Genomic DNA, 26046 nt, shown 5'->3' with positions numbered 1-26046 from the left:
TCAGGGCCGTTCGAGGGTGCCGCCCGGCAGCACCTCGCGGACGACGTCCCAGACCCGCTCGGTCTCGAGGTCGGTGAACGGGTACGCCTGCCGCCCGGCGGCCGTGGTGAGGTGCAGGGTCGCGACGCCGGCGCGGCGTTGGAACGGCGAGGACCGGACGACGGCGCCGATGACGCCGTCGGCGGCGACCACCTGGCGACGGCGGACGAGCGAGCCGTGGCGGGTGACCACCAGTCGTCCGCCGATGCGGTGACCGAGCGACCTCGCGCGGTCGGCGGCGAGGAGGACCGCGGCCACCAGCAGGAGCGGCGCGACCCACTGCGTCCAGAGCGGCAGCACCCCGAACGCGGCGAGCACGCTGACGACCACGACGACCGTGAGCGCGGGCAGCACGGCGCGGGTGAACCGGCGCCGGACGGCCGTGCGGCCGTGGCCGACCAGCTCCCCGTCGAGAGCGGTGGGGTCGTCGACGATGTCGGCCCCGACCGCGAGGTCGATCCGCCGCGGCGACGGCGGCACCAGCAGCGACGCCGTCCTCTCGTTGCCGCGGTTCTCCCGCAACCCGACCGCGACGGCCACCAGGCGTGCTCCGCCCACCGCCCGCAGCAGCACCGGTTCGCTGAGCTCGACGCCGCGGACCCGCTTGTGTTCGAGCGTGGTCTCCCGGCGGGTGATCAGGCCCCGTGAGACGTGCAGGGTGCCGTCGGAACGGCGGGTCAGCCGGAAGCGGTGGAACGCCAGGACGTACCCGGCGATCGACAGCAGCGACACGGCGATCACGACGGCCGCGGCGATCTGGACGACGTCGAGCCACAGCGGTGCACGCTGCAACGATCTGATCGCCTCCCGGGTGAGGGCGAACCGGGTCGGGTCGATGCGAGCCTCGTTGAACAGCCGGGACCCGGCGCCGACGACGACCAGTCCGGTGATCGCGCCCGACAGCGTGAACGGTGCATAGAGCAACCACCGCTGCCGTAGCCGGACCAGCTCGACCTCGGACGCCGCCGCGACCTTGTCGAGTGACACCTCACCGGGCGCCGTCGGGGCCCGGTGCAACAGTTCGCCCCGCAGCCGCTCGGCGTCGGCCACGCTGAGGCCGTCGAGCACGAGGTCACGGTTGCGGCGGGTGTCGACCTTCCCGGTGCCGATGACCAGCTTGCCGAGACCCAGCAGGCGGTGCAGGAACGGCGCGGTGACGTCCACCGAGCGGACCCGGTCGCGGGGGGCCACCGACGTCGACCGGTTGATCACGCCGCGTCGGATCTGCACCTGCTCCGGCGTCACCCGGTAGGTCGTGGTGAGGTACCGGACCACACCCCAGCCGATGAGCGCCACCGCACCGGCGCCGGTGATGGCGGTGCGGATCGGGTCGCCGAAACCGGTGAACAGGATGACGACCAGGGGGATCGCCCACCGGCCCAGTTCCTGGAACGGCGCGACCAGCAGCATCCGTTGGTCCAACCGCCGCCACGGCACGTCGCTGGGAAGGGCGCCGTCGACTGTGAGCGGCGCCATCGGGGGGAAGTCAGGTGGCGTCGTCAGGGGAATCACCCGCCACGCGCGCGAGTTCGGCACTCAGCCGTTCGGCGACGTCACGGTCGAGGGCCGGGACCTGCAGGGCGCCGGCGGCGGACGCCGTGGTGACGGTGAGCGTCGCCAGCCCGAACAGGTTCTCCAGCACCCCGCGCTCGAGATCGACGGTCTGCACCCGCGAGAGCGGCGCGATCCGCCGTTCCACCACCAGCCAGCCGCTCTGGGTCTGGAACGCGGTGGGCGACTGCTCCCAGCGGTGGATCCGGTAGCGCCACTGCGGCATCACGACGACGTGCAGGACGGCGAGGGCGAGCGTCACCAGGACGATCGGCAGCCAGACGGCGGCCGGGGGACCGACCGGGAACAGCACCGCCGCCTCGACCCCTCCGATCACCACCCACCCGGGCAGTGCCCGCACGGTCCAGTACCCGATGGCCGACCGTGACACCCGCTCGCGCGGCGGTGCCGGGACGCTGTTGGTCACCAGCCGCGAGCACGCCACTCGGGGAGCGACGGCCGCTCCGCGCCGAGCGTCGTGTCGTTGCCGTGGCCGGGATAGACCCAGGTGTCGTCGGGGAGGACGTCGAACAGCCGGGCGGTGACGTCATCGAGCAACGAGGTGAAGTCGGCGGGAGAGGTGGTCTTGCCGACGCCGCCGGGGAACAACGAATCCCCCGTGAACACATGGGGTCGGCCGTCTGCCGGCCGGTGCACCAGGGCCACCGAACCCGGCGTGTGGCCGCGCAGGCCGATCACGTCGAGCACGACCTCACCGACCGCGACGACGTCGCCGTGGTGCAGGCGTTCGTCGACGGCCACGGGCAGCTCGTCGGCGTCCTCCTCGCCGGCGAACACGGCGGCCCCGGCGTCGGTGACGACGTCGGCGAGCGCCGTCCAGTGGTCGCGGTGGCGGTGGGTGGTGACGACGGTGTTGACCGGCGAGCCCTCGAACCGGACCAGCTCGGCCAGCCGCCCCGGTTCGGCGGCGGCGTCGATCAACAGCCCCTCACCCGATGCCGTACACCGCAGCAGGTAGGCGTTGTTGCTCATCGGCCCGACCGCGAGCTTGACGATCGTCAGCTCCGGCAGCCGCCGGACGTCCCAGGGACCCCCGACCTCGACCTCGCCGGTGTAGGCGTCACCTGCGGCGGTGCCGGTCACGACTCGTCCTGGACAGCTGCCACCGGGGTTTCCTCCGTGTCGGGTCCACCGAAGATCGGGATCTCCTCGGTCGGGGGGTCGTCCAGCACCTCGACCTTGGCGTCGGGCAGGTACCGCAGGACGTTCTTGACGTACGAGTCGACCGCGGCGGCCCGGCCGACGTCCTCACCGTTGGCCTCGGACAGGAACCAGCGGTGCTCGGCGATCTCGTAGAACAGCTCGGCGTCGGGCAGCTTCGCCCGCAGCTCGGGGGGCACGCGCGAGAGGGTGCCGTAGAACTTCTCGTCGAGCCACCGACGGGCGGCGAGGTCCTCCGGGACGGGGTGTCCGACGCCGTCCTCCCACGACCCCCGGTACCGCGCGATGTCCGAGAGCAACCGGCGGGCCTGGTTCTCCTGGACGTCGAGCCCGGTCAGCGCGAACAGCCGGCGGCGGTGGTGGCCCGGCTCCACGATGTGCGTGCCGATCTTCAGCTTGCGGCCCTCGTCGACGCTCTCGACGTTCACCTCGGCGACGTCGAAGCCGAGGCTGTTGAGGCGGCGGATCCGCTGGTCGATGCGGTACTTCTCGCCCGTCGCGATGACCTCGTCGTTGGTGAGCTGCGCCCACAGGGACTCGTAGCGCGGCGTGAGTTCCATCGACAGTTCGATCGGGTCGATGTCGTCGTCGAGGTAGCCGCCCGCCTGCAGGTCGAACATCTCGCCGGCGATGTTCTCGGTGGCAATCTGCAGGTCGTGCGCCCGCTGGCCGTTGGACAACGTCTCGTGCAACTCGCCGGTCTCGGCGTCGACCAGGTAGGCGGCCAGCGCTCCGGCGTCGCGGCGGAACAGGGTGTTCGACAGCGAGCAGTCGCCCCAGAAGAACCCGGCGAGGTGCAGGCGGACGAACAGCTCGGCGAGGGCGTCGATGAGCCGGTTGCGCAGGTTCGGCAGCACCCGGCCGGTGAACAGCGAACGGTAGGGCAGCGAGAACGCGAGGTGCCGGGTGATGAGCAGTCCGCCGAGGTCGTCGCCCCCGGTGTCCGCCCGCTCGACCACGGTGCCGAACGCGCTGACCACCGGCACCGACCGGTCGGCGAGCTCGCGCAGCAGCCGGTGCTCGCGGACCACGAAGCGGTCCGTCGCCTCCTTGAGTGCGAACAGCTCGTTGTTGGCGCGGACGAACCGCACGACGTGGCGGGAGATGCCGCGGGGGACCTGGACGAGCAGGTCGCTGTTCCAGTCCTCGAGCGGGGTGTCGAGGGGCAGGTCGAGCAGGTCGGTGGCGGCACCGAGCGTCGTCAGCGTGTACGTCCCCATGGCAGCTCAGGAGCCTAGTCCCGCCAGGGGGCACATCCGCTGAAATCCACCTCGGCAGGAGCGCTGGGTCGTGGTCGGCCCCCGACCGGCCCGGTTTGCCCCTGGCGCACGGGTGCCCGGCTTGCGATCCTCGACCGGCGCCGACTGCACCGGCGCCACCTCCGAGGGGAGACGAGATGACCGAGAGCACCTCCGGTGACTGGTCCGACTGGAACGCGGAGTCCGCCGGTGACTCCGCGATCTGGGCGGGCGACCAGGTCGATGCCGGAGTCACGTCAGCGGCCGACGGTGACCCGGGGTTCGCCGCGTCGCAGTTCGACGCCGGGTCGACGGCGTTCTCCGACGCCGCCGACTCCGCGGGCCTCGCCGCGGACCAGCTCGACCCGAACTCGACGCTCGCGCAGGAGTACTCCGCCGCGGGTGACGCCTTCTCCACCGCGTCGGAGGCCGCGGGGCTCGACGCCGACGCGGCGACCTCGAGCGAGTGGGCCGACTGGAACAGCTCGATCGCCACGGACAACGCGAACTCCGCCGCGGACTACGTCGATGCCGCGAACACCGCCGCCGCCTCCGGCGACACCGAGCTCGCGGGCAGCCTGCTCGACACCGCCGCGGTGTACGCGGACTCCGCCGACGCCGCCTCGGACACGGCGTCGGGGTACGCCTCGGACGCCGACTGGTCGTCGACCCAGGCCGACCAGAGCTGGGCGACCGCGGCGGGCGAAGCCGAGGACGCGAGCGCGATCTCGTCCAGCGTGGGGGAGACCGCTGACACGACGTCGTACGACACGTCGTCGACGTACGACTCCACCAGCTATGACTCCACCTCCTACGACTCCACCTCCTACGACACCGGCACGGAGTACTGAGATCACCTCGACCACCCCGGCGAGCGCGCGGGCCGAACGGGTCGTCGCCGGGGAACTCGCGGACGTCCGCACCGAGGTGCTGCGCGTCCTGCGCACCGCCGGGCTCACCCTCGACGCCAGTGGTCTGACCACGCTGACCGCGCACCGGGGCGGTGCGTTGTCGGCCGCCACGCTCCACCCGGACAAGGTGCCGTTCACCGCCGCCGTCGACCTCGCGGTGCGCGACCTCGGAGGAGAGCGTGTCGGCACCGGCGTGCAGGTCGCCCTCGAGGCGCGCTGGCCGTCGTCGGCGCCGTTCCCCGCCGCCGCGGCCGCGGCCTACGGGCAGGCGTTCGTGGCCGCGTTCGACGCACTCGACTCCGGCCTGCGGCGCTTCGCCCCGCGGGCGACCTTCGACGCCCCGACGTTCGTCGGAGCGACACCGGGGGAGGCGACACTCGGGGTCGCGCAGTCCGGCGCGGGCGCCGCGGCACGGTTGAACCGGATGCTGGAGGGCAGGACCGCGGAGCGGGTGGCCGAGGGCGACGTCGTCCTGGTCGTGGGCCAGCGCGCGGCCGGGCTCGACCTCGGCCTGCTGTACACGATGACGGCGGCGGGAGCGGCGATCGCGTTGCGACCCGGACCCCTGCCGCCGGCCATGGCCGCCCAGGTCGGGGACCTGACCTCGCGGCTCGACGCCGCGCTCGCCGCCGCCGATCCGAAGCTCGGACGGGTGCGGATCCCGTTGCAGGAGCGGGACGTCCCCGTCGTCGAGTTCCTCCACCTCCAGGCGCGGCTGCGAGCGCAGCTGCCGGTCCGGACGCTGCTCGTGTGCACGACCTGCCGACTGGAGAAGATCGTCAACCCCGACTACCAGCGGCTACAGGCGCGGACCCGTCGGAAGAACGTGCTGTCCGGCGGGCTCGGCGGGATGGTGTCGATGCACGGCGTCAGCCCGTTCGTCATGGTGACGCGGCTGATGCAGCTCAAGGACGCCGGGGCCGAGCCGTTCGTCTGCCCTCGCTGCCAGGGGCTCGACGCCGACGAGAGCGTCATCACCTTCTGCCCGAACTGCGGCGACCGCCGCACGGAATCCGCCCTGCGCGCCTGCGCGAAGTGCGAGCACGACTTCCGCAGGGACGTCCCCGCCGGGTCGCTGTGGCAGCAGGCCGGCCCGACCCCCGCACGGCTTCCTCCGGTACCGGACTCACCCGCGTCGACGTCCCCGCCTCCGCCTCCCGCGGCGCCGACGCCGTTGTCACCGGGCTCAGGTCTTTCGGCCGTGCCGGTGGTCGCCGCACCGCCCCAGCCGCCCTCTCGCGCTGACGTGCCGGCGCCGCCTCCATCGGCCGTCCCCACCCCACCGGCCGCTCCAAGCGCTGGATCCGAGGCCGACGGCTGGTCGGCGCCGACCTCCCACGGGTACGCGCAGCCGTCCGCCGGGGTTTCGACGAAGGGGTTGCGCGGGCTGTTCGGCAGGGCCGATCCGGCCACGTCGACTCCGCCGCCGCCACCTGCCGCGAGCCAGCCCGCGGGCTGGTACGCCGACCCGAACGGTCAGCCGCTGTGGCGCTGGTGGGACGGCTCGGCCTGGACCGACCACGTCAACGCCGGGGGCTGACCAGCCTCCCGCCCTCAGCACGACGGGATCGACCGCACCGACGCGCGGGAGCCCGCGTAGACGAACGTGGCACGACCCTGGTCGAGCCGGATGCGCAGCGAGGTGCCGTCGGGCGCGTCGACGTAGGTGAACGACGCGGTCGCGTCGTGGAACAACTGGGTCGCGGGGTACGCCGCGTGGATCGCGGCCCACGTGCTGCCGGTGCGTACACCGAGCACGGTCACCCAGCGGTACGCGAACAGCAGCGTGACCCGGCTGCCGGAGCCGTCGAGGTAGGTCAGCACGTCGGCGCGACCGTCGGTCGTCTCCAGGTGGCGGCACAGGCCGATGTCCACGCGTCGCAGCGGGACCCCGACCTTGGCCGTGAGGGCCTTCGCGGCGTCGCCGACCGCGGCGTTCCCGATCCGGCCGGGTGAGACCGACAACGGGAACTGGTCCCAGTCGCAGCCGCGGAGGACGATCTGGGCGAAGCGGCCGCTCGAGGGGCGGAAGGCCGACGGGAACAGTGCGCCGGTGCTCGGCACCCAGTTCGCGCTCACGGCTCCGGTCAACGAGCTGCACCCGGTGCCGCGGTCGGCCACGGTCACCGAGGGACCGAAGCTGCCCGAGACACCTACCCGTCCGGCGAGCGTGAGCCGGGTGAACAGACCGAGGTCGACGGTGGCGGCACCGGCGGCCGTGCCCGCCGCGTCGCCGCTGAGGTCGTGGACGTCGGTGTCGTGGCCGTTGCCGCGGTCGAAGCCGACGGCGACGTGGGTGACCGAGCGGCGGTCCATCGACGCCGCGCCGGATGTCGTGAGGACGACCGTGGGGTCCACGTCGACGTACACCGGCGGCGTGGTCGTCACCGGGATGTGCAAGGCGAGCGAGGACCCGCCGGCTCCGGGCGCGAGCGTGCACGCCGTGCCCGCGGCGAACGAGTACCGGCTCAGCAACTCGGGGTCGGCGGACAGCTGCAGGTGCGCCGCCCGACGGGTGGCGTCGAGGGCCACATCGACGTGGAGGTCCGACAGGTCCAGGGTCAGCTGGACCGAGCGCGTCGGGTCGGTACCGCTGCAGCTGAAGTCGGCGGTGCCGGCGTCGAGGACGGCGTCACCACCGCCCACGATGTCGGACGGCTGCAGGGAGCGGTTCACGCTGACGTCGTAGTCGGTGTACAGCGCGTCGAGCGAGACGGGATCGGTGTCGACGCGGCTCGTGCTGTCCGGGTTCGTCACGACGCGGAAGACACGCCCGGCGACACCGTCGGGCAGCGTCGGGGTCCCGGGTGCGACGACGCCGGCGCCCACAGCCGGTGGGGTCACGCCCGCGGCGAGGACCACGGTCGCCGTACCGTCCGCGCTCCTCGTACCCGAGATCACCTGGTCCGCTGAGAGGGTGACGGTGGCGTCGGCAGGTGACACGTCGGCGACCGAGCGGTCCGCGCCCAGGATGTCGCCGGTGCGGTCGGCGACCAGGTGCACGGTGCCGGCCGAGCCGTTGAACACGCTCACCGTGCCGTCGGAGGCGACGGGGACGACGACGGCGTTGGCGAGGGTGCGTCCGCGCGCGAAGTTCAGGCTCGACACCACCGGCCGCGGCCCGTCGCCGGACCACGTGGTGATGTAACCGTTGCCCGTCGGGGCGGTGACCGTGACGTTGAGCAGGACCTTGCTGCCGGCCTCCGACCCGACCGGCACGCGGATGGTGGCACCGGGCGCGACGGCGCGACCCGGGGCGCCGGTCCCGTTGCGGGTGTCGAGCACGCGCGTGGGGGTGGTCGCGACGACGGTCCCGTTCGCGCTCGGTGTGCCGCGCAGGAAGTAGGCGCGGACGTCGAGCAGCAGCTGCACGGGGCCGGCGGAACCGTTGTACAGGTCGACGTACCCGTCCGTACCGACCGGGACGACGGCCAAGTTCGGCACGGTCTGGCCGCGGGTGAAGTTGAGGGTCGACGCGACCGGCCGGTCCGTGCCGTCCGGCCAGACGGTGACGTACCCCGCGCCCGTCGACGCCGTCGCCGTGACGTTGACCGCGACCGCGCTGACAGCCGCGGTGCGGTCGATGCCGCCGGGATCGGTCACGCGCACCCGCACGCGCCCACCGGGAGCCACCGCCGCGCGGGGAGCACCGGTGCCGTTGCGGGTGTCGAGCACCCGGGTCGGCCCCGCCCGCTCGTAGGAACCCGGCGTCGAGGACTCGCCGCGGAAGAAGTACCCGACCGCGTCGACCAGGACGTGGGTCGACCCGCCGGAGACGTTGTGGACGTAGAGCCGGCCGGTGTCGCCGACGTCGGCGACGACGGCGTTCGCGACCGTCTGCCCCTTGGCGAAGTTGACGTCGGACACCGCGGCTCCCAACCCGGGGCTCGGCTCGACGGTGAGGTAACCCGCAGCGGTCGGGGTCACTGCCGTCACGTTCAGCACGACGGCGCCGACGCTGCCCAGCGGGATGCCCTCGCGGCCGGTGACGTCGACGTCGATGTAGCCGTTCGGGACGACCGCGCCGTGGCCGTCCGGGCTGTCGACGTCCCGGGTGTCGCGGAGGCGGACCGGGGTGATGGCCCGGTAGGAGCCGGCGGCAGCGTCGAACGGGAGGTCGACGCCGGTGTCGTTCGGGAACGACTGGGCGTTGGTGGACACCGGGGGAGCAGGATCCGCACCCGCACGCGTCACCACCGGTGCGGCGAGCGGACCGGCCGCCGCTAGGACAGCGACGGCGAGCGTCGCGACGGCAGGGCGACGCAGGGCGCCGGCACGGACGGACTTCACACGGTCTCCAGGGAGTCAGCCGGAGGCGTACATCCCCGGGGTCGCACCGGGATTGTGCGCGATCGGCCCCGCGTGCCTCGACCCGGGTCGGCTCAGAGCTCCAGCGCGAGCAGGGCGTTCTCGACGACCTCGGTGAGCGCGGGGTGGATCCAGTACTGGCCACGGGCCATGTCCTTCACCGGCAGACCGAAGCTCATCGCCTGGATGAGCGGCTGGATGAGCACGCTGGACTGCGGCCCGATCAACTGGGCACCGAGGAGGAGACCGGTCTTCTTGTCCGCGATGACCTTGCAGACGCTGGTGGTGTCCTCCATCGCCCAGCCGTAGGCCGTCCCGCCGAACTCCTGCGTGGCGCACGCGACGTCGTACCCGTTCTCCAACGCCTCCTTCTCGGTCTGTCCGACCTGAGCCAGCTGCGGGTGGGTGAACACCGCCGACGGCACGAAGCGGTGGTCGCTCTCCACCCACTCGCTCCGATCGTTGTAGTGAGCAACGTTGTGCTGGACCACGCGCTCCTCGTGGTTGGCCACGTGCTTGAGCTGGTAACGGTTGGCGACGTCACCCAACGCCCAGATCCGATCCACCGACGTCTGCTGGTGGGTATCGACGACGATGACGCCGTCGTCCGCGACCTCGACGCCGACGTGTTCGAGGCCGAGGCGGTCCGAGTTCGGCACCCGCCCGGTCGCGATGAGGACCAGGTCGCTGTGCACGACCTGACCGTTGTCGAGCGTCACCCGCTGCTCGGAGTGGTCGCCCTCGACCTTGTCGATCGTCCGACCGAGGTGGACGTTCCACTTGGCGGTCGCGGCCTTGGTGAAGCGCTTCGACATCTCGGGATCGAGGGCCATCAACAAACTGTTGCTGCGAGCAACGATCGAGACCTGCGCACCGAGCGCGCCGAAGACGTGGCCGAGCTCGGCCGCGATGTAGCCCGCGCCGATGATGGTGAGGCGGCGGGGCACGGCCTCGATGCGCATCACCGTGTCGGAGGTGTGGAACGGCACTCCGGACTCCCGCGCCTGGTCCGGGACCACGGCGCGGGAGCCGCTGGACAGCACCACCTGGTCGGCGGTGAAGCTCTTCCCGGCGTCGACGCCGCTGGTCACGGTCAGCCGGTACGTGCCGTCGTCGGGCTGCTCGACCGCGAACTCGCCGTGGCCCTGGAACAGGGTGACGCCGTTGCCGCCGGACTGGCGGTACCGCTTCCCGCCCGCGACGATGCCGTCGATACGCCCGAAGATGCGGTCGCGGATGTCGAGCCACCGCACGCCGGTGACCTCGGCGTCGACGCCGAGGCGCGCACCCTCGCGGGTCGTCTCGGCGATCTCCGCGGCGTACACGAACATCTTGGTGGGGATGCAGCCGACGTTGATGCACGTCCCGCCGAACGTGCCCTCCTCGACCACGGCGATGCGCTTGCCCTCCAGCGGCCCACCCGGGATGGAGTTCCCGGAGCCGGTGCCGATGACGGCGACGTCGAAGTGGTCAGGGCGGGCGGTGTGTTCCACGCCGTCCACGGTACGGCGGCGGCGCTGCCCGAACGCGTCGAAGACGTCACGCCCCGAAGGCGTCGGCGGCGAGGTCGCCGATGAGCAGGTCGACGTCGACGTCCACCCCGTGCCGCTCGAACCAGGCCCCGACGTTGCGGACGTCGCGGGCGAGGAACTCGACGCCCTGCGGGTTCGCGACCACGTCGACGACCTGGGGGAGGTCGATCATGACCAGTCGACCCTCGTGGACGAGCAGGTTGTACGCCGACAGGTCACCGTGGGCCCACCCGTTACGGGCGAGCAGGGACATCGCGTCGCGCAGCTGCTCCCACAGGTCGCGGGCCTCGTCCCGGGTGCCGCGCCACGCCGCCAGGCGCGGGGCGGCCTCGCCGGTCGGCGACCCGATGAACTCGAGCATGACCTCGGTGCCGAGCAGCTGGACCGGGTACGGGACGGGCGCGCCGTCGGACCAGAGCCGGGACAGTGCCGTGAACTCGGCCGACGACCACTGGCCGGCCAGCAACTCCCGACCGAACTCGGTGCGCCGGGCCATGGCACGGGTCTCGCGGCTGCGACGGACCCGACGGCCCTCGGTGTAGCCGGAGTCGCGGTGGAACTGACGGTGCTCGGCGGTGCGGTAGCGCTTGGCGGCGAGCAGGCAACTCGTCCCGTCGGGCGCGGTGCGCTCCACCAGGTGGACGTCGGCTTCCTTGCCCGTCTTGAGGATGCCGAGCTCGGTGTCGTGCGCGGACAGGTCGGTCACGACCCAGTCCGGTCGCGGGGTGGGTCCGTGCGTGGAAACGTCCCAGGTGGAGAAGGTGTCGTGCTGGAGGTCCTCGTCGGCACGGCCGTCGAGGAGGTGACGCTCGATCATGATGGGTCTCCGTGCGCCGGAGACCTCTGCTGTCAGGGCAGGGTCAGCGGCGCGGGTCGAGGGTGGGCAGGGCGCGGACGTCCTGGCGTGACAGTGATGGACACGACGCACCTCCCGGTTCCCGACTCGACGGCGTTCCGGGAGCGACCCTGCCCTGCTGCCTCCGGGCGTCGCAACTGGTTTACGGTGCGGGCGTGCCCCCGAAGCCGCTGGCCGAGTTGATCGACCCCGGGTGGGCGCAGGCGCTCGCACCTGTCGCGCCGCAGATCAGCGCGATGGGGGAGTTCCTCCGGGCGGAGGTGGCCGCGGGCCGTCCGTACTTGCCGGCGGGCGAGCACGTGCTCCGCGCCTTCGAGCGGCCGCTCGCCGACGTGCGCGTGCTCATCGTCGGCCAGGACCCGTACCCCACGCCCGGTCACGCGGTCGGGCTGTCGTTCTCGGTCGCGCCCGACGTCAAGCCGCTGCCGCCGTCGTTGCGCAACATCTTCGACGAGTTGGTGTCGGACCTCGGTGTGCCGCGGCCCTCCACCGGCGACCTCACCCCCTGGGCCGACCACGGCGTGCTCCTGCTGAACCGCGCGCTCACCGTCCGCCCCGGCACGCCCGCCTCGCACCGCGGCAAGGGGTGGGAGGAGGTCACCGAGGCCGCCATCCGCGCCCTCGCCGCCCGCGGCGGCCCACTCGTCGCGATCCTCTGGGGCAGTGACGCGCGCAAGCTCGCCCCGTTGCTCGGTGTGACGCCGCGGATCGAGTCGGTCCACCCGTCACCCCTCTCCGCACGCGGCGGCTTCTTCGGCTCGAGACCCTTCTCCCGCGCCAACGCCCTCCTGGTCGAGCAGGGCGCCGAACCGGTGGACTGGCGCCTGCCGTAGCAGGGCTCTTCCGACGACTGGGGTCCCAGTTCGCGGTTGCGGCCACTGAAACCGCGAATTCGGACCCCTGTCGTCGGGTCAGAGGTGTCAAGAGGCTCTCCCGATCTGTGCAGACACGCCGGGGCTGTGGACGGCCGATCCGCGACGTCGGACATCCGGAGACGCTCGGGTCGTGCCAGACCGATGACCACCCGAGGTCCCGCCCCAGCGGCTGCGGGTGTTCACCTCCTCCGAGGCGTACAGCGCGGGATGGACGCCCAGCGCCTTGAACCGTGCGGTCGCGTCGGGCCGACTGCTCCGACTCCGGCGCGGGGTCTACGTCGAGAACGGACTCGACGGCGACCTGCACCCCGCTGACCGGGCGCGTCGGCACCGCGCCCGATGCTCGATCGCGGCAGCGCTGGTCACCGACGGCAGCACCGTGACCGGGCTGTCGGCAGCGACCGCCCGAGGCTGGCCGACGTGGGCACCTCGAGAGCTGGCCTGCCTCACGGTGACCGACAGTCGGTCGACGTCGCTGCCCGGCGTGCACTTGCATCGCACCGGGCTCCGTGCCTCCGCCCGATTGCAGGTCGCGGGTTTCGCGATCACGACTCCGACCCGCACCGTCGTCGACGTCGCGCGGGAGCACGGCACGGAAGCCGGCCTGGTCGTCGCAGACGCCGCCATGGCTGCCGGCCTGACCTCGCCGGACCAGTTGCGCGAGGAGGTCGGACGGTTCATCGGCCGCCGCGGGGTGGGCCGGGCTCGACCGCTGGCGGACCTGGTCGACCCGAAGGCCGAGAGTGTCCTCGAGTCTCGGAGTCGGTGGCAGTTCGTGGTGCACCGACTGCCGATGCCGCAGTCGCAGGTGTGGCTCTACGACGTGGAGGGTCACTTCCTCGGTCGCACGGACTTCTGGTGGGCCGACGGGGTCATCGGAGAGGTCGACGGCGCGGAGAAGCTCACCGACCCGGAGGCACGGACTGCCTACCTGCGCCGTCAGCATCTGCTCCACCGTGAGCACCTGCGGGTCGTGCGATGGGGTGTCCGAGATCTGGGTGCCTTCGACCCCACCGCCGCGTGGCTCAGGCGCGAGTTGACGGCCGCCCGGTCTGATGCGCGGCCGCGGCTCTGGGTCGCCTCACCCCGACGACTGGGGTCCGAGTTCGCGGTCAGGGCACTCTTGGCCGCGAACTCCGACCCCAGTCGTGGACTCAGAGGTGCTTGAGGGCCTCGCGACGGCTGAGGGGCGACAGGGCGGGGTGGGCGTCGACGAAGGCGCGGACCCACGCCGGATCGGTGCGGGCGTACTGGCGCAACGCCCAGCCGATGGCCTTGCGGACGAAGAACTCGCTGTCGGTCACGTTCGCCTCGATCACCTCGGTGAGCAGGTCGAGGTCGGTGTCGGCGCGGGCGTCGAGTTGACCGATGACCGCCGAGCGTCGCAGCCACCGGTCGTCTGCGGTCGCCCACTCCTGCAGGACGGGCGTCATCTCCGGGCGGTGCACCTGCAGCAGCTCGCAGGTCGTGTGGGCGACGGCGTCGACGTGGTCCCACCACGCGCCCGTCACGATGACCTCGGTGGCGAACGGCAGCAGCTCGAGTCGACCCTTCCCCGGGTCAGCGCGCAGCAGCATCGTCGCCGCGTACCGCTCCTCGCGCGCGGCGGCCTCGCGCCAGAGCGTCGTGCCGGCGGCGAGCAGGGTGTCGAGGTCAGCCGGAGGGTGAGCCTGCACGACCCGGCGGACCGCCGGCAGCTTCACGCCGAGGAACGGCTCCTCGGTCTTCATGTACGCCTGCATCGCCGGGGCCGCAGCCGGCTCAGCGATCTCGCGGAGCTCGGTGCGGACGGCCGTGACGAGCGCCTCGGGTGAGTCGGTGGGCGTCGCAGGGGTGGTCACGGCGGGAATGCTAGGACGGCACCCCGACGCTGTGACCTGTGACGGACCGAGGTCGACGGCGTGGGTTGTCGGACCCCCGCACTACCCTCGCGAACCGATCCCCAGCAGCCTCGAAACACCCCTGGAGTGGACACCTGTGGCCGACCGTCTCGTCGTGCGTGGCGCCCGTGAGCACAACCTCAAGGACGTCTCGCTCGACATGCCGCGTGACGGCCTCATCGTGTTCACCGGGCTCTCGGGCTCGGGCAAGTCGAGCCTCGCCTTCGACACGATCTTCGCCGAGGGGCAGCGCCGGTACGTCGAGTCGCTGTCCGCGTACGCGCGCCAGTTCCTCGGGCAGATGGACAAGCCCGACGTCGACTTCATCGAGGGGCTGAGCCCGGCCGTCTCGATCGACCAGAAGTCGACCAACCGCAACCCGCGGTCGACCGTCGGCACGATCACCGAGGTCCACGACTACCTGCGTCTGCTCTGGGCGCGCATCGGGATCGCGCACTGCCCCGTCTGTGGCGAGCAGATCGCGAAGCAGACCCCGCAGCAAATCGTCGACCAGGTCCTCGCCATGGAGGAGGGCACCCGGTTCCAGGTGCTCGCCCCGGTCGTCCGCGAGCGCAAGGGCGAGTGGATCGACCTGTTCGAGGACCTGCAGACCAAGGGCTACTCCCGCGTCCGGGTCGACGGCACGGTGCACCCCCTGACCGACCCGCCGACGCTGAAGAAGCAGGAGAAGCACTCGATCGACGTCGTCGTCGACCGCCTGGTCGTACGGCCGTCGAGCAAGCAGCGCATCACCGACTCGGTGGAGACGGCCCTGGGTCTCGCTGAGGGCATCGTCGTGCTGGAGTTCGTCGACCGCGAGGAGAACGACCCCGACCGCGAGCGGCCGTTCTCCGAGAAGCTGGCCTGCCCGAACGGCCACCGGCTGGCGATCGACGAGCTCGAGCCCCGCTCCTTCTCGTTCAACGCCCCCTTCGGCGCCTGCCCCGAGTGCACGGGTCTCGGCGTCCGCAAGGAGGTCGACGTCGAGCTCATCGTCCCGGACCCGGAGAAGTCGCTGGCCGAAGGCGCGATCGCGCCGTGGGCGACGGCCCAGACCTCGGAGTACTTCCTCCGGCTGCTCGGCGGTGTCGCCGACTCCTACAGCTTCACGCTCGAGACGCCGTGGGAGAACCTCACCGCGCGGCAGCAGAAGGCCGTCCTGCACGGCACCACCGACCAGGTGCACGTGTCGTACAAGAACCGGTACGGCCGCACCCGCTCGTACTACGCCGCCTACGAGGGCGTCATCCCGTGGCTGGAACGCCGTCACGAGGAGACCGAGTCGGAGTGGGCGCGCGACCGGTACGAGGGCTACATGCGCGAGGTGCCGTGCCCGGTCTGCCAGGGAACCCGGCTGAAGCCGGAGATCCTGGCCGTGACGGTGGGTGGGCACTCGATCGCCGAGGTCAGCTCGCTGTCGATCCGTGAGGCCGCCGCGTTCCTCGGCGAGCTGACGCTGAGCGCCCGCGAGAAGAAGATCGCCGAGCAGGTGCTCAAGGAGATCAACGAGCGGCTGCGGTTCCTGCTCGACGTCGGCTTGGACTACCTCTCGCTCGACCGCGCCGCCGGCACCCTCGCCGGGGGTGAGGCGCAGCGGATCCGGCTCGCCACGCAGATCGGGTCCGGGCTGGTCGGCGTCCTCTACGTCCTCGACGAACCGTCGATCGGGCTCCACCAGCGGGACAACCGCCGGCTCATCGAGACCCTCCTGCGGCTCAAGAGCCTCGGCAACACGCTCATCGTCGTCGAGCACGACGAGGACACCATCAGGGTCGCCGACTGGATCGTCGACATCGGCCCGCTCGCCGGCGAGCACGGTGGCCGGGTCGTGGTGTCCGGTCCGCTCGAGGACCTGCTGAACTCGTCCGAGTCCCTGACCGGCGCCTACCTCACCGGCAAGCGCTCGATCGAGGTGCCGCTGGTGCGGCGGCCGGTCGACAAGAAGCGGGTGCTGGTGGTCGAGGGCGCGCGGCAGAACAACCTGCGCGACATCGACGTCACGTTCCCGCTCGGCACGTTCACCGCGGTGACCGGGGTGAGCGGCTCGGGCAAATCGACCCTCGTCAACGACATCCTCTACAACACCCTCGCCAACAAGGTGAACGGTGCGCGCCACCCCACCGGCCGCCACAAGCGGGTGCGGGGCGTCGAGAACGTCGACAAGGTCGTCGGAGTCGACCAGGGACCGATCGGGCGCACCCCGCGGTCGAACCCGGCCACCTACACGGGCGTCTTCGACCACATCCGCAAGCTCTACGCCGAGACCACCGAGGCGAAGGTCCGCGGCTACCAGCAGGGCCGGTTCTCGTTCAACGTCAAGGGCGGCCGCTGCGAGGCGTGCCAGGGCGACGGCACGATCAAGATCGAGATGAACTTCCTGCCGGACGTCTACGTCCCGTGCGAGGTCTGCAACGGCGCCCGGTACAACCGCGAGACGCTCGAGGTGCACTACAAGGGCAAGACGATCGCCGAGGTCCTCGACATGCCGATCGAGGAGGCGGCCGAGTTCTTCGCGCCGATCTCGAAGATCAGCCGGTACCTCAAGACCCTCGACGAGGTCGGCCTCGGCTACGTCCGGCTGGGCCAGCCCGCCACGACGCTGTCCGGTGGTGAGGCCCAGCGGGTGAAGCTCGCGACCGAACTGCAGAAGCGCTCGACCGGCAACACCGTGTACGTCCTCGACGAGCCGACCACCGGCCTGCACTTCGAGGACGTCAACAAGCTGCTCGCCGTGCTGCAGTCGTTGGTCGACAAGGGCAACACCGTGTTGACGATCGAGCACAACCTCGACGTCATCAAGACGGCCGACTGGATCATCGACATGGGTCCCGAAGGCGGGTCCGGCGGCGGCACCGTCATCGCGGAGGGGACGCCGGAGGACGTGGCCGCGGTGGCCGAGTCGTACACCGGTCAGTTCCTCGCCGAGATGCTCGAGCCCGCACCGGCGAAGCGGGGGACCCGCGCGGCCGCTGCCCGCAAGGCGGCCCCGCGCAAGACCACCGCCCGGGCCGCGAAGACCGAGAGCGCCGAGGAGAAGAAGGCGGCCGCGGCGGCCGCCCGTCGCAAGTCCGCGGCGCGCCGACGCCTCTCGGCTTGATCGCCCGACGATCGGGGACGAGCGGGGAGGTCAGCCGAGGCTGATCTCCCAGTCGGCGAACGGCGGGTCCACGACGAACGACGGCTGGTGGAACCGGCGCACCAGGGCGGCGGCGCGGTGCGACGCCTCCGCGACGTTGAGCACGCGGCCGTCGTCGTCGACGCGCAGGACGTTCGTGAACACGGCGAACACCAGCTGCAGCTCGTTGGCGTTCTTCGCGAAGTCCGGGCGGTAGTCGATCCCGCGCAGGAGGCCGTTGCCGTCGAGGGTGCCGCTACCGAGGGCGTAGGCGAAGTCGCGCACGGCGGCGCGGACGCTCGAGGGGAGCCGGGCCATGTCCTGAGCGTGGCACGGCCCGGGCCGCGGCGACACCCCGCGGGCACCGCTAGGTTCGGTCCGTGGTCGACGACACGCTGCGCGCGCTGGCCGACCGGCTCGGCGTCGCGACCGAGTTCTGGGACTGGCAGGGACGGCAGGTCGAGGTCCCGCAGTCGACCGTCGTCGCCGTGCTCGCCGCGCTCGGGGTGGACGCCACGACGCCCGCAGCGGCGGCCGACGCGCTCGACGGGCTGTGGCGCACCGAGTGGCAGCAGATGCTGCCGCCGTGCGTCGTCGTCGAGGCCGGGACCGCCCGCACCGTTGCCGTCCACGCGACCGCGGGGGACACCGTCCGCGCCTGGGTCGACCTCGAGGACGGCGGCGCCTGGCACGGACTGGCGACCACCACCGGGTCCGTGCCCGACCGGGAGCTGGACGGGCGCTGGATCACCCGCACGGACTTGGCGATCCCGACCGACCTCCCGCTCGGCTACCACCGCCTGCAGGTGCGGGCCGGGACGGGCGGCAGCGAGACCACCCTGGTCGTGACCCCCGCCTGGGTCGGCGTCCCGGACCGGGTCCACCGCGGTCGGACCTGGGGGATCGCGACCCAGCTCTACAGCGTGCGCTCGGCCGGTTCGTGGGACGTCGGCGACCTGACCGACCTCGCGGACCTGGCGACCTGGGCCGGTGACGTCCACGGCGCGGGCTTCGTGCTGGTCAACCCGCTGCACGCGGCGGAGCCGCTCCCGCCGGTGCAGCCGTCGCCGTACCTGCCGGCGACCCGTCGGTTCGCCAACCCGGCCTACCTCCGGGTGGAGGCGGTGCCGGAGTACGCCCAGCTCGACGCCGACCACCGCTCCGAGGTGGATGGTCTGGCCACACAGGTGCACCGTGCAACGGTCGGCTCGGACCGCGTCGAGCGGGACCCGGCGTGGGCGGCCAAACGTCAGGCGCTGCGGATCGTCTTCGACGCGGGTCGCAGACCGGCCCGGCAGATCGCGTTCGACGCGTTCCGCGCCCGGGAGGGTGACGGCCTGGTCGACTTCGCGACCTGGTGCGCCCTCGCCGACCGCCACGGACCGGACTTCCGGGCCTGGCCCGCGAACCTTCGCCACCCCGAGTCCGATGCCGTCGACGCCTTCCGAGTCGCCGCTGCGGACGACGTCGACTTCCACACCTGGCTGCAGTGGCTGCTCGACGAGCAACTCGGCGGTGCGCAGGAGGCGACCCGCCGTGCCGGCATGTCGCTCGGGGTGGTGCACGACCTCGCCGTCGGCGTGAGCGGTACCGGCGCGGACGCGTGGGCGTTGCAGGACGTGCTGGCCGAGGGTGTGACCGTCGGCGCGCCGCCCGACGCCTACAACCAGCTCGGTCAGGACTGGGACCAGCCGCCGTGGAGACCGGACCAGCTGGCAACGTTGTCCTATGCACCGTTCCGCGCGATGATCGCGACGGTGCTGCGGCACGCCGGGGGTGTCCGGGTCGACCACATCCTCGGCCTGTTCCGGCTGTGGTGGATCCCTGCCGGTGCCGACCCGCGTTCGGGCACGTACGTCCGCTACGACCACGAGGCCATGGTGGGGATCCTCGCCCTGGAAGCGGCCCGCGCGGGCGCCGTCGTGGTCGGCGAGGACCTCGGCACGGTCGAGCCGTGGGTGCGGGACTACCTGCGCAAGCGGGGGATCCTCGGCACGTCGGTGCTGTGGTTCGAGGGCGACTACGAGCCCGGCGGCACCGGCGGTCCGCTGCCGGCGGAACGGTGGCGCGAGTACTGCCTGGCCAGCGTGACGACGCACGACCTGCCCCCGACCGCCGCCTACCTCGCCGGTGACCACATCCGGCTGCGGGAACGTCTGGGCCTGCTCACCCGCCCCGTCGCCGAGGAGGAGGCCGACGACCGCGCCGCCCGCGAGGCGTGGTTCGCCGAACTGCACCGCGCCGGGTTGCCGGCGTCGGACGACGACGAGACCGGCACGATCACGTCACTGCACCGGTACCTGCTGCGCACCCCGTCACGTCTGCTCGTGGTGTCGCTCACCGACGCCGTCGGCGACCGCCGCACGCAGAACCAGCCCGGCACCGACGAGACGCAGTACCCCAACTGGCAGATCCCGCTCTCCGGTCCCGACGGAGCGCCGATGCCGCTCGAACGGGTCTTCACCGACCCGCGCGCGGCCGCCCTGCTCGACGCGATGCGCGATGGCTGAGCCGGCCCAGGTCGTCGCGGTCGTCCCGGCGCGCGGCGGATCCGTCGGGTTCCCCGGGAAGAACCTGCGGCCGTTCCTGGGGCGACCGCTCGTGGCGCACGCCGTGGCCACCGCGCACGCCGCGGGTGTGAGGCGGGTGGTGTGCACGACCGACAGTCCGGAGATCGCGGCGGCAGCGGCAGCCGAGGGCGCCGAGCTGGTCGACCGGCCGGCGGAGCTCGCGACCGCGACCGCCCACATGCTCGATGCTGTCGTGCACGCCGCCGACGACCTCGACCTGGCCGACACCGTCGTCCTCGCCCTGCTGCCGCCGACCTCTCCGTTGCGCACACCAGCCGACGTGGTCGAGGGCATCGAACTGCTCGAGCGACGCGGGGCGGGGTCGGTGGTGCAGGTGACGCCGCAGCGGTCCCGTCACCCCTGGAAGAGCGTGGTCGAGAACGGCGGCACGCTCGCCCCGGTGCGGTCGTGGGCCGACCTCGAGGCGCCACGGCAGTCGTTGCCGCCGGCGTTCACGCTCACCGGCGGGCTGTACCTGGCGCGGGTCGGTGATCTGCGGGACCAGCTGCGGTTCTTCGTCCCGGCTGTCGTGCCGCAGGTCGTCCCGCAGGAGCGGTCGATCGACATCGACACCGCGGCGGACCTCGACGCCGCGGCCGACACCGCGCGCCGGCTGGGTCTCACCCCGCCCTGACGCCGGAGGGGTCGCGCGCCACCCGTCGCACGAGTGGGGTCCGAATTCGCGGTCCGAGGGGTGCCGGCCGCGAACTGGGACCCCTGTCGTCGGTGTGAGGAACGCGGTGGAGCCCGTCGAGGCGGCGAACGGGAGTGTCGGACCCGCGAACTACCGTGGAGCCCGTGCCCAGCCCGTCCAGCTACCGCCCGGCGCCGGGGAGCATCCCGGTCGACCCGGGGGTCTACCGGTTCCGGGACAGCAGCGACCGGGTCATCTACGTCGGGAAGGCCAAGAGCCTCCGGCAGCGCCTGAACTCCTACTTCGCCGACATCACCGCGCTGCACCCGCGCACGCGGCAGATGGTCACCACCGCAGCGCGCGTCGAGTGGACCGTCGTCAACACCGACGTCGAGGCGCTGCAGCTGGAGTACAGCTGGATCAAGGAGTTCGACCCGCGGTTCAACGTCAAGTACCGCGACGACAAGAGCTACCCGTGGTTGGCCGTCACCGTCGGCGAGGAGTTCCCGCGGCTGCAGGTCATGCGCGGCGCCAAGCGCAAGGGCGTGCGGTACTTCGGCCCGTACAGCCACGCCTGGGCGATCCGCGAGACCCTCGACCTGCTGCTGCGCGTGTTCCCGGCGCGGACCTGCAGCCGGGGCGTGTTCGTGCGCGCGGGGCAGATCGACCGGCCGTGCCTGCTGGGCTACATCGACAAGTGCAGCGCGCCGTGTGTGGGGCGCGTGACCCCCGACGAACACCGCCAGATCGTCGACGACTTCTGCGACTTCATGGCCGGCCGTACCGACGTCATGATGCGGCGGGTCGAGAAGCAGATGCAGACCGCCGCGGCCGACCAGGAGTACGAGCTCGCGGCCCGGCTGCGCGACGACCTCGGCGCCCTGCGCCGGGCGTTGGAGAAGCAGGCGGTGGTGTTCGGCGACGGCACCGACGCCGACGTCGTCAACTTCGCCCAGGACGACCTCGAGGCGGCCGTGCAGGTCTTCCACGTCCGCGGCGGCCGGATCCGCGGTCAGCGCGGCTGGGTGATCGACAAGGTCGCGGGGGCCGAGGAGACCGTCGACACCGGCGTGCTCGTCGACCAGTTCATCGGCCAGTTCTACGGCGTCGCCGACGATCCCGACGCCGACGACCCCGACCTGGCGGGTGAGGACGGCGCGGGCATCCCGCGCGAGATCCTCGTGCCGGAACTGCCCGACGACGTCGACGTCCTCGCCGACTGGTTGTCGCAGCGGCGGGGGAGCCGCGTGACCATCCGCGTCCCGCAGCGCGGCGACAAGGTCACGCTCATGGAGACCGTCGGCAAGAACGCCGCCGAGTCGTTCGTCCAGCACAAGCTCAAGCGGGCGTCCGATCTCACCGCCCGCTCCATGGCCCTCGCCGAGCTGCAGGAGCACCTCGACCTGCCCGATGCCCCCCTGCGCATCGAGTGTTTCGACATCAGCCACGTGCAGGGCACCAACGTCGTCGCCTCGATGGTCGTGTTCGAGGACGGCCTCGCCCGCAAGAGTGAGTACCGCCGGTTCGCGCTGCGCGACACCTCCGAGGGCACCGGTGACGTCCAGTGGATCGCCGAGGTCACCCGCCGCCGCTTCGCCCGCTACCTCGACGAGCAGATCGCCGACGGCGGCTCCGGGGACGTCGCCGAAGGCCCCGACGACGACGGCGACCGTGAGCCCAGCGTCAACGGTCCGATCGACCCCGAGACCGGCCGCCCGCGCAAGTTCGCGTACGCGCCGAACCTGCTGGTGGTCGACGGTGGCGCCCCGCAGGTGGCGGCGGCCCACGCCGTGCTGCAGGACCTCGGCATCACCGACGTCTCGTTGGTCGGCCTCGCCAAGCGGCTGGAGGAGGTGTGGCTGCCGGAGCAGGAGTTCCCCGCGATCCTCCCGCGCACCTCCGAGGCGCTCTACCTGCTGCAGCGGGTCCGCGACGAAGCCCACCGCTTCGCCATCACCTACCACCGCCAGAAGCGCTCGAAGTCGATGACGGTCTCGGCGCTCGACGGCATCGCGGGCCTCGGCGAGACCCGCCGCAAGGCGGTGCTCAAGCGGTTCGGGTCGTTGAAGAAGCTGCGGGCCGCCACGGCCGAGGAGATCCAGGAGGTCCCCGGCATCGGCCCGGCCACGGCCGCGGCCATCGTCGAGGCCGTCCACCGCGGCGAGCCGCCCGAACCCGCGGTCAACGTCACCACCGGTGAGGTCATCGAGAACTGATCACGCGATGATGGAGCGCGTGAGCATCGACCGAGCGCCGGCGACGGAGGAGCGCACCCTCGACGGAGGAGCGACCTCGGAGCGACGACGGGGCCGGCGATGACCGAGACCCCCCGGGCCGACGACGCCGATCCGACGCCGACCGTGCTCGAGACCGTCGTGGTCACGGGCCTGTCGGGTGCCGGCCGCAGCACCGCGGCCAAGTGCCTCGAGGACCTGGGCTACTACGTCGTCGACAACCTGCCGCCCGAGCTGCTCGCCACCATGGTCGACCTCGGCAGCCGCAGCCAGGGCGCGATCAGCCGCATCGCCGTGGTCATGGACGTCCGCAGCCGGCCCTTCAGCGCCGACCTGCGCGCCGTCATCCGCGACCTCGACCACCGCGGCCTCAAGCCGCGGGTGCTGTTCCTCGAGGCGGCCGACGACGTCCTGGTGCGCCGGTTCGAGTCCAACCGCCGCGAACACCCGCTGCAGGGGCCGGAGGGCCGACTCGTCGACGGCATCGCCCGCGAGCGGCAGGTCCTGGCCGGGTTGCGCGAGGACGCCGAGCTGGTGGTCGACACCACCGGGCTGTCGGTGCACCAGCTGCGCCGGGTCATCGAGGGGTCGTTCCCGCTGTCCGGCGGAGTGGAACCCCCGCACGCCACGGTGTTGTCGTTCGGCTACAAGTACGGGCTGCCGGTCGACGCCGACCTCGTCGTCGACGTCCGGTTCCTGCCCAACCCGCACTGGATCCCCGACCTGCGGCCGCTCACCGGCGAGACCGACGAGGTCCGCGACTACGTCATGAGCCAGGACGGCGTGGAGCACTTCCTCGACCTCTACGGCGAGGTCCTGCAGATCATCGGTGCCGGCTACGCCCGGGAGGGCAAGCGGTACATGACCCTCGCCGTCGGGTGCACCGGCGGCAAGCACCGTTCGGTCGTCATCGCCCGCGAACTCGCGCAACGCCTCGACACCCAGGGCGTCCGGGCCACGGTCGTCCACCGTGACGTGGGCCGCGAATGACGGAACCGCGTGAGGACGCACCGTTGCACCCTGCAACCACGGGTCGTCCACCCAAGGTCGTCGCGCTCGGCGGTGGCCACGGCCTGTCCGCCTCGTTGGCAGCGCTCAAACAGCTGACCCCCGACGTGACGGCCGTGGTGACCGTCGCCGACGACGGCGGCAGTTCCGGTCGGATCCGCAAGGAACTCCCGGCGCTGTTGCCACCGGGTGACCTGCGCATGGCCCTGGTCGCCCTGGCCGGAGGCGCCGACGCCGAGACCGGGTGGCCGCCGCTGCTGCAGCACCGGATCGGCGGTCGCGGGTCGTTGTCCGGGCACTCGGTCGGCAACATGGTCCTGGCCGGGCTGCTGGAACTGCACCCCGACCCGGTTGAGGCCCTCGCGGTGGCGGCGCGGCTCGTCGGGGCCACCGGGCGGGTCCTGCCGATGAGCCCGAAGCCGCTGGACCTGGTCGCCGACATCGAGCACGACGTCGACGACGGCGCGGTGCGGGTCGATCGCATCCAGGGCCAGTCGGCGATCGCCGACGCCGGCGGGCGGCTCGCCGCGATCGAGCTGTTCCCGGTGGGTGCGCCCGCGTGCGCCCCCGCCGTCGACGCCGTCCGCGAGGCCGACCTGGTGGTGCTCGGGCCGGGGTCGTGGTTCACCAGCGTCATCCCGCACCTGCTCGTGCACGAACTCGCGGCCGCACTGGTCACGACCCGCGCCCGCAAGGTCGTCGTGCTCAACCTCGTGGCGCAGACCGACGAGACCTCGGGTTTCAGCCCCGCCGAACACCTGCAGGTGCTGCGGGGGCAGAGCCGGTGGGTCGGCGGCCTCATGGTCGACGCCGTCCTCGCCGACCCGTCGACGCTCGACCCCGCTCAGCTCGCCGACGTGCAGGACGCCGCCGCCGCGCTCGGTGCGGAGGTCGTCCTGGCCGACGTCCGCGACGCCGACCACTCCGACCGCCACGACCCACGGAAGCTCGCCGTGGCCTACGGTCGGGTGCTCGCACCGTGAGCCGACGACCGGGCACCGCACCGCCCGGACGCCGACCTGCGCCCGCCTGCCAGCCCGCTCGCCCACACAGGAGGATCCACTCGTGGCGATGACGTCCGCCGTCAAGGACGAGCTGTCCCGCGTCGAGGTGAGCCGGCCGTCGGCGCGCAAGGCCGAGGTGGCGACGATGCTGCGTTTCGCGGGTGCCCTGCACCTCGTCGCGGGCCACATCGTCATCGAGGCGGAGCTCGACACCGGGTCGGTCGCGCGGCGGCTGAAGAAGGACATCGCCGAGGTGTACGGGCACGCCTCCGACATCTCGATCGTCACGGCGGGCGGCCTGCGCAAGGCCAACCGCTACATCGTGCGCGTCACCCGCGACGGCGAGGGGCTCGCCCGGCAGGCGGGCCTCATCGACCTGCGCGGACGTCCGGTGCGCGGTCTGCCGCAGTTCGTCGTCTCCGGCAACCAGGCCGACGCCGACGCCGCGTGGCGCGCGGCGTTCCTCGCCCACGGCTCGCTCACCGAGCCCGGGCGGGCCGGCTCGCTGGAGATCACCTGCCCGTCGAGCGAGGCCGCGCTCGCGTTGGTCGGCGTCGGGCGCCGCATCGGCGTGACGGCCAAGGCCCGTGAGGTCCGCGGTGCCGACCGGGTCGTCGTCCGTGACGGCGACACCATCGGCGCGCTGCTCACCCGCATCGGTGCCCAGGAGAGCTTCATGGCCTGGGAGGAACGGCGGATGCGCCGCGAGGTCCGGGCCACCGCCAACCGCCTCGCCAACTTCGACGACGCCAACCTGCGCCGCTCGGCGCGCGCCGCGGTCGCGGCCGGCGCGCGGGTCGAGCGGGCGATGGAGATCCTCGCCGACGACGCCCCCGGGCACCTGCTCGAGGCCGGCCGGCTGCGGGTCGAGCACAAGCAGGCCTCGCTGGAGGAACTCGGTGCGCTGTCCGATCCGCCGATGACCAAGGACGCCGTGGCCGGACGCATCCGTCGTCTGCTGGCCCTCGCCGACAAGCGGGCCCAGGAGCTCGGCATCCCCGACACCGAGTCCGCGGTGACCCCCGACATGCTCGCCTGAGGGCGGACGCGACCGCTACCGACGGGTAGTGCGAGGGGTGGGAAACCGGGGCCCCGCGGGCCAGTAGGGT

At 72.3% G+C, this 26046-nt stretch carries 20 protein-coding genes; 11 read left to right on the top strand and 9 right to left on the bottom strand.

Features of this window, described 5'->3' with window-relative positions; all coding sequences use genetic code 11:
- The 4 genes from ACXR2U_RS09310 to ACXR2U_RS09295 are packed head-to-tail and all read right to left on the bottom strand — an operon-like array spanning position 1 to position 3992.
- A complete protein-coding gene (locus ACXR2U_RS09310; protein WP_458824692.1) occupies positions 1–1515 on the bottom strand; it encodes a PH domain-containing protein in 1515 nt (504 codons plus the stop codon).
- Between the two features lie 10 nt (positions 1516–1525).
- Positions 1526–2017, bottom strand: a complete 492-nt coding sequence (locus ACXR2U_RS09305) for a PH domain-containing protein (protein WP_458824691.1) — start codon at positions 2015–2017, stop codon at positions 1526–1528.
- Positions 2014–2694: an MBL fold metallo-hydrolase gene (locus ACXR2U_RS09300; protein ID WP_458824690.1), complete on the bottom strand. Its 681-nt coding sequence runs from the start codon at positions 2692–2694 to the stop codon at positions 2014–2016. Before ACXR2U_RS09300 ends, ACXR2U_RS09305 begins: the two co-directional genes overlap by 4 nt.
- Complete coding sequence (locus ACXR2U_RS09295) at positions 2691–3992, bottom strand: DUF4032 domain-containing protein (protein WP_458824689.1); 1302 nt, start codon at positions 3990–3992, stop codon at positions 2691–2693. Before ACXR2U_RS09295 ends, ACXR2U_RS09300 begins: the two co-directional genes overlap by 4 nt.
- A gap of 176 nt (positions 3993–4168) precedes the next feature.
- Between ACXR2U_RS09295 and ACXR2U_RS09290 the strand changes: the two genes are divergently transcribed.
- Together ACXR2U_RS09290 and ACXR2U_RS09285 are read left to right on the top strand one after the other, a co-directional pair.
- Positions 4169–4861, top strand: a complete 693-nt coding sequence (locus ACXR2U_RS09290) for a hypothetical protein (RefSeq protein WP_458824688.1) — start codon at positions 4169–4171, stop codon at positions 4859–4861.
- A complete protein-coding gene (locus ACXR2U_RS09285; protein ID WP_458824687.1) occupies positions 4809–6461 on the top strand; it encodes a DUF2510 domain-containing protein in 1653 nt (550 codons plus the stop codon). Before ACXR2U_RS09290 ends, ACXR2U_RS09285 begins: the two co-directional genes overlap by 53 nt.
- 14 nt (positions 6462–6475) lie before the next feature.
- Here the strand turns inward: ACXR2U_RS09285 and ACXR2U_RS09280 are convergent, their stop codons facing one another.
- The 3 genes from ACXR2U_RS09280 to ACXR2U_RS09270 form a co-directional block, all read right to left on the bottom strand.
- Positions 6476–9082, bottom strand: a complete 2607-nt coding sequence (locus ACXR2U_RS09280; RefSeq protein ID WP_458824686.1) for a hypothetical protein — start codon at positions 9080–9082, stop codon at positions 6476–6478.
- A gap of 221 nt (positions 9083–9303) precedes the next feature.
- Positions 9304–10722, bottom strand: coding sequence for a mycothione reductase (locus tag ACXR2U_RS09275; protein WP_458824685.1), 1419 nt, complete (start codon positions 10720–10722; stop codon positions 9304–9306).
- A 46-nt stretch (positions 10723–10768) separates the two neighbouring features.
- Positions 10769–11578: a serine protein kinase RIO gene (locus ACXR2U_RS09270; RefSeq protein WP_458824684.1), complete on the bottom strand. Its 810-nt coding sequence runs from the start codon at positions 11576–11578 to the stop codon at positions 10769–10771.
- Between the two features lie 194 nt (positions 11579–11772).
- Here ACXR2U_RS09270 and ACXR2U_RS09265 point away from each other — a divergent pair, with 194 nt between their 5' ends.
- Both ACXR2U_RS09265 and ACXR2U_RS09260 read left to right on the top strand, forming a co-directional pair.
- Complete coding sequence (locus ACXR2U_RS09265; protein WP_458824683.1) at positions 11773–12450, top strand: uracil-DNA glycosylase; 678 nt, start codon at positions 11773–11775, stop codon at positions 12448–12450.
- A gap of 217 nt (positions 12451–12667) precedes the next feature.
- Positions 12668–13660 (top strand): type IV toxin-antitoxin system AbiEi family antitoxin domain-containing protein, encoded by a 993-nt coding sequence (locus ACXR2U_RS09260; RefSeq protein ID WP_458824682.1) that lies wholly within the window; start codon positions 12668–12670, stop codon positions 13658–13660.
- Here the strand turns inward: ACXR2U_RS09260 and ACXR2U_RS09255 are convergent.
- Positions 13647–14333 carry a DNA alkylation repair protein gene (locus tag ACXR2U_RS09255; protein ID WP_458824681.1) on the bottom strand — a complete coding sequence of 229 codons (687 nt, stop codon included), beginning with the start codon at positions 14331–14333 and terminating at the stop codon, positions 13647–13649. The two genes, ACXR2U_RS09260 and ACXR2U_RS09255, sit on opposite strands and share 14 nt — an antisense overlap.
- Before the next feature lie 136 nt (positions 14334–14469).
- Between ACXR2U_RS09255 and uvrA the strand changes: the two genes are divergently transcribed.
- On the top strand, positions 14470–17469 hold the full coding sequence (gene uvrA, locus ACXR2U_RS09250) for an excinuclease ABC subunit UvrA (protein ID WP_458824680.1): 3000 nt from the start codon (positions 14470–14472) through the stop codon (positions 17467–17469).
- Between the two features lie 30 nt (positions 17470–17499).
- Here the strand turns inward: uvrA and ACXR2U_RS09245 are convergent, their stop codons facing one another.
- Entirely contained in the window at positions 17500–17805 is a 306-nt protein-coding gene (locus ACXR2U_RS09245; RefSeq protein ID WP_458824679.1) for a DUF7677 family protein, read from the bottom strand.
- A 62-nt stretch (positions 17806–17867) separates the two neighbouring features.
- Here ACXR2U_RS09245 and malQ point away from each other — a divergent pair, with 62 nt between their 5' ends.
- The 6 genes from malQ (at position 17868) to whiA (ending at position 25976) form a co-directional block, all read left to right on the top strand.
- Positions 17868–19997, top strand: coding sequence for a 4-alpha-glucanotransferase (gene malQ / locus ACXR2U_RS09240; RefSeq protein WP_458824678.1), 2130 nt, complete (start codon positions 17868–17870; stop codon positions 19995–19997).
- Entirely contained in the window at positions 19990–20691 is a 702-nt protein-coding gene (locus ACXR2U_RS09235) for an acylneuraminate cytidylyltransferase family protein (protein ID WP_458824677.1), read from the top strand. Before malQ ends, ACXR2U_RS09235 begins: the two co-directional genes overlap by 8 nt.
- A gap of 164 nt (positions 20692–20855) precedes the next feature.
- On the top strand, positions 20856–22907 hold the full coding sequence (gene uvrC / locus ACXR2U_RS09230) for an excinuclease ABC subunit UvrC (protein ID WP_458824676.1): 2052 nt from the start codon (positions 20856–20858) through the stop codon (positions 22905–22907).
- Positions 22908–23006: 99 nt separating this feature from the next.
- Positions 23007–23915, top strand: coding sequence for an RNase adapter RapZ (rapZ, locus tag ACXR2U_RS09225; protein ID WP_458824675.1), 909 nt, complete (start codon positions 23007–23009; stop codon positions 23913–23915).
- Entirely contained in the window at positions 23912–24916 is a 1005-nt protein-coding gene (locus tag ACXR2U_RS09220) for a gluconeogenesis factor YvcK family protein (protein ID WP_458824674.1), read from the top strand. Before rapZ ends, ACXR2U_RS09220 begins: the two co-directional genes overlap by 4 nt.
- A gap of 82 nt (positions 24917–24998) precedes the next feature.
- Positions 24999–25976 carry a DNA-binding protein WhiA gene (whiA, locus tag ACXR2U_RS09215; RefSeq protein ID WP_458824673.1) on the top strand — a complete coding sequence of 326 codons (978 nt, stop codon included), beginning with the start codon at positions 24999–25001 and terminating at the stop codon, positions 25974–25976.
- The last annotated feature ends 70 nt before the right edge of the window (positions 25977–26046 follow it).

The sequence above is a fragment of the Jatrophihabitans sp. YIM 134969 genome (assembly GCF_054456675.1).
Note: the sequence above shows the minus strand (reverse complement) of the source record. Positions and strands in the feature narration are given on the sequence as shown.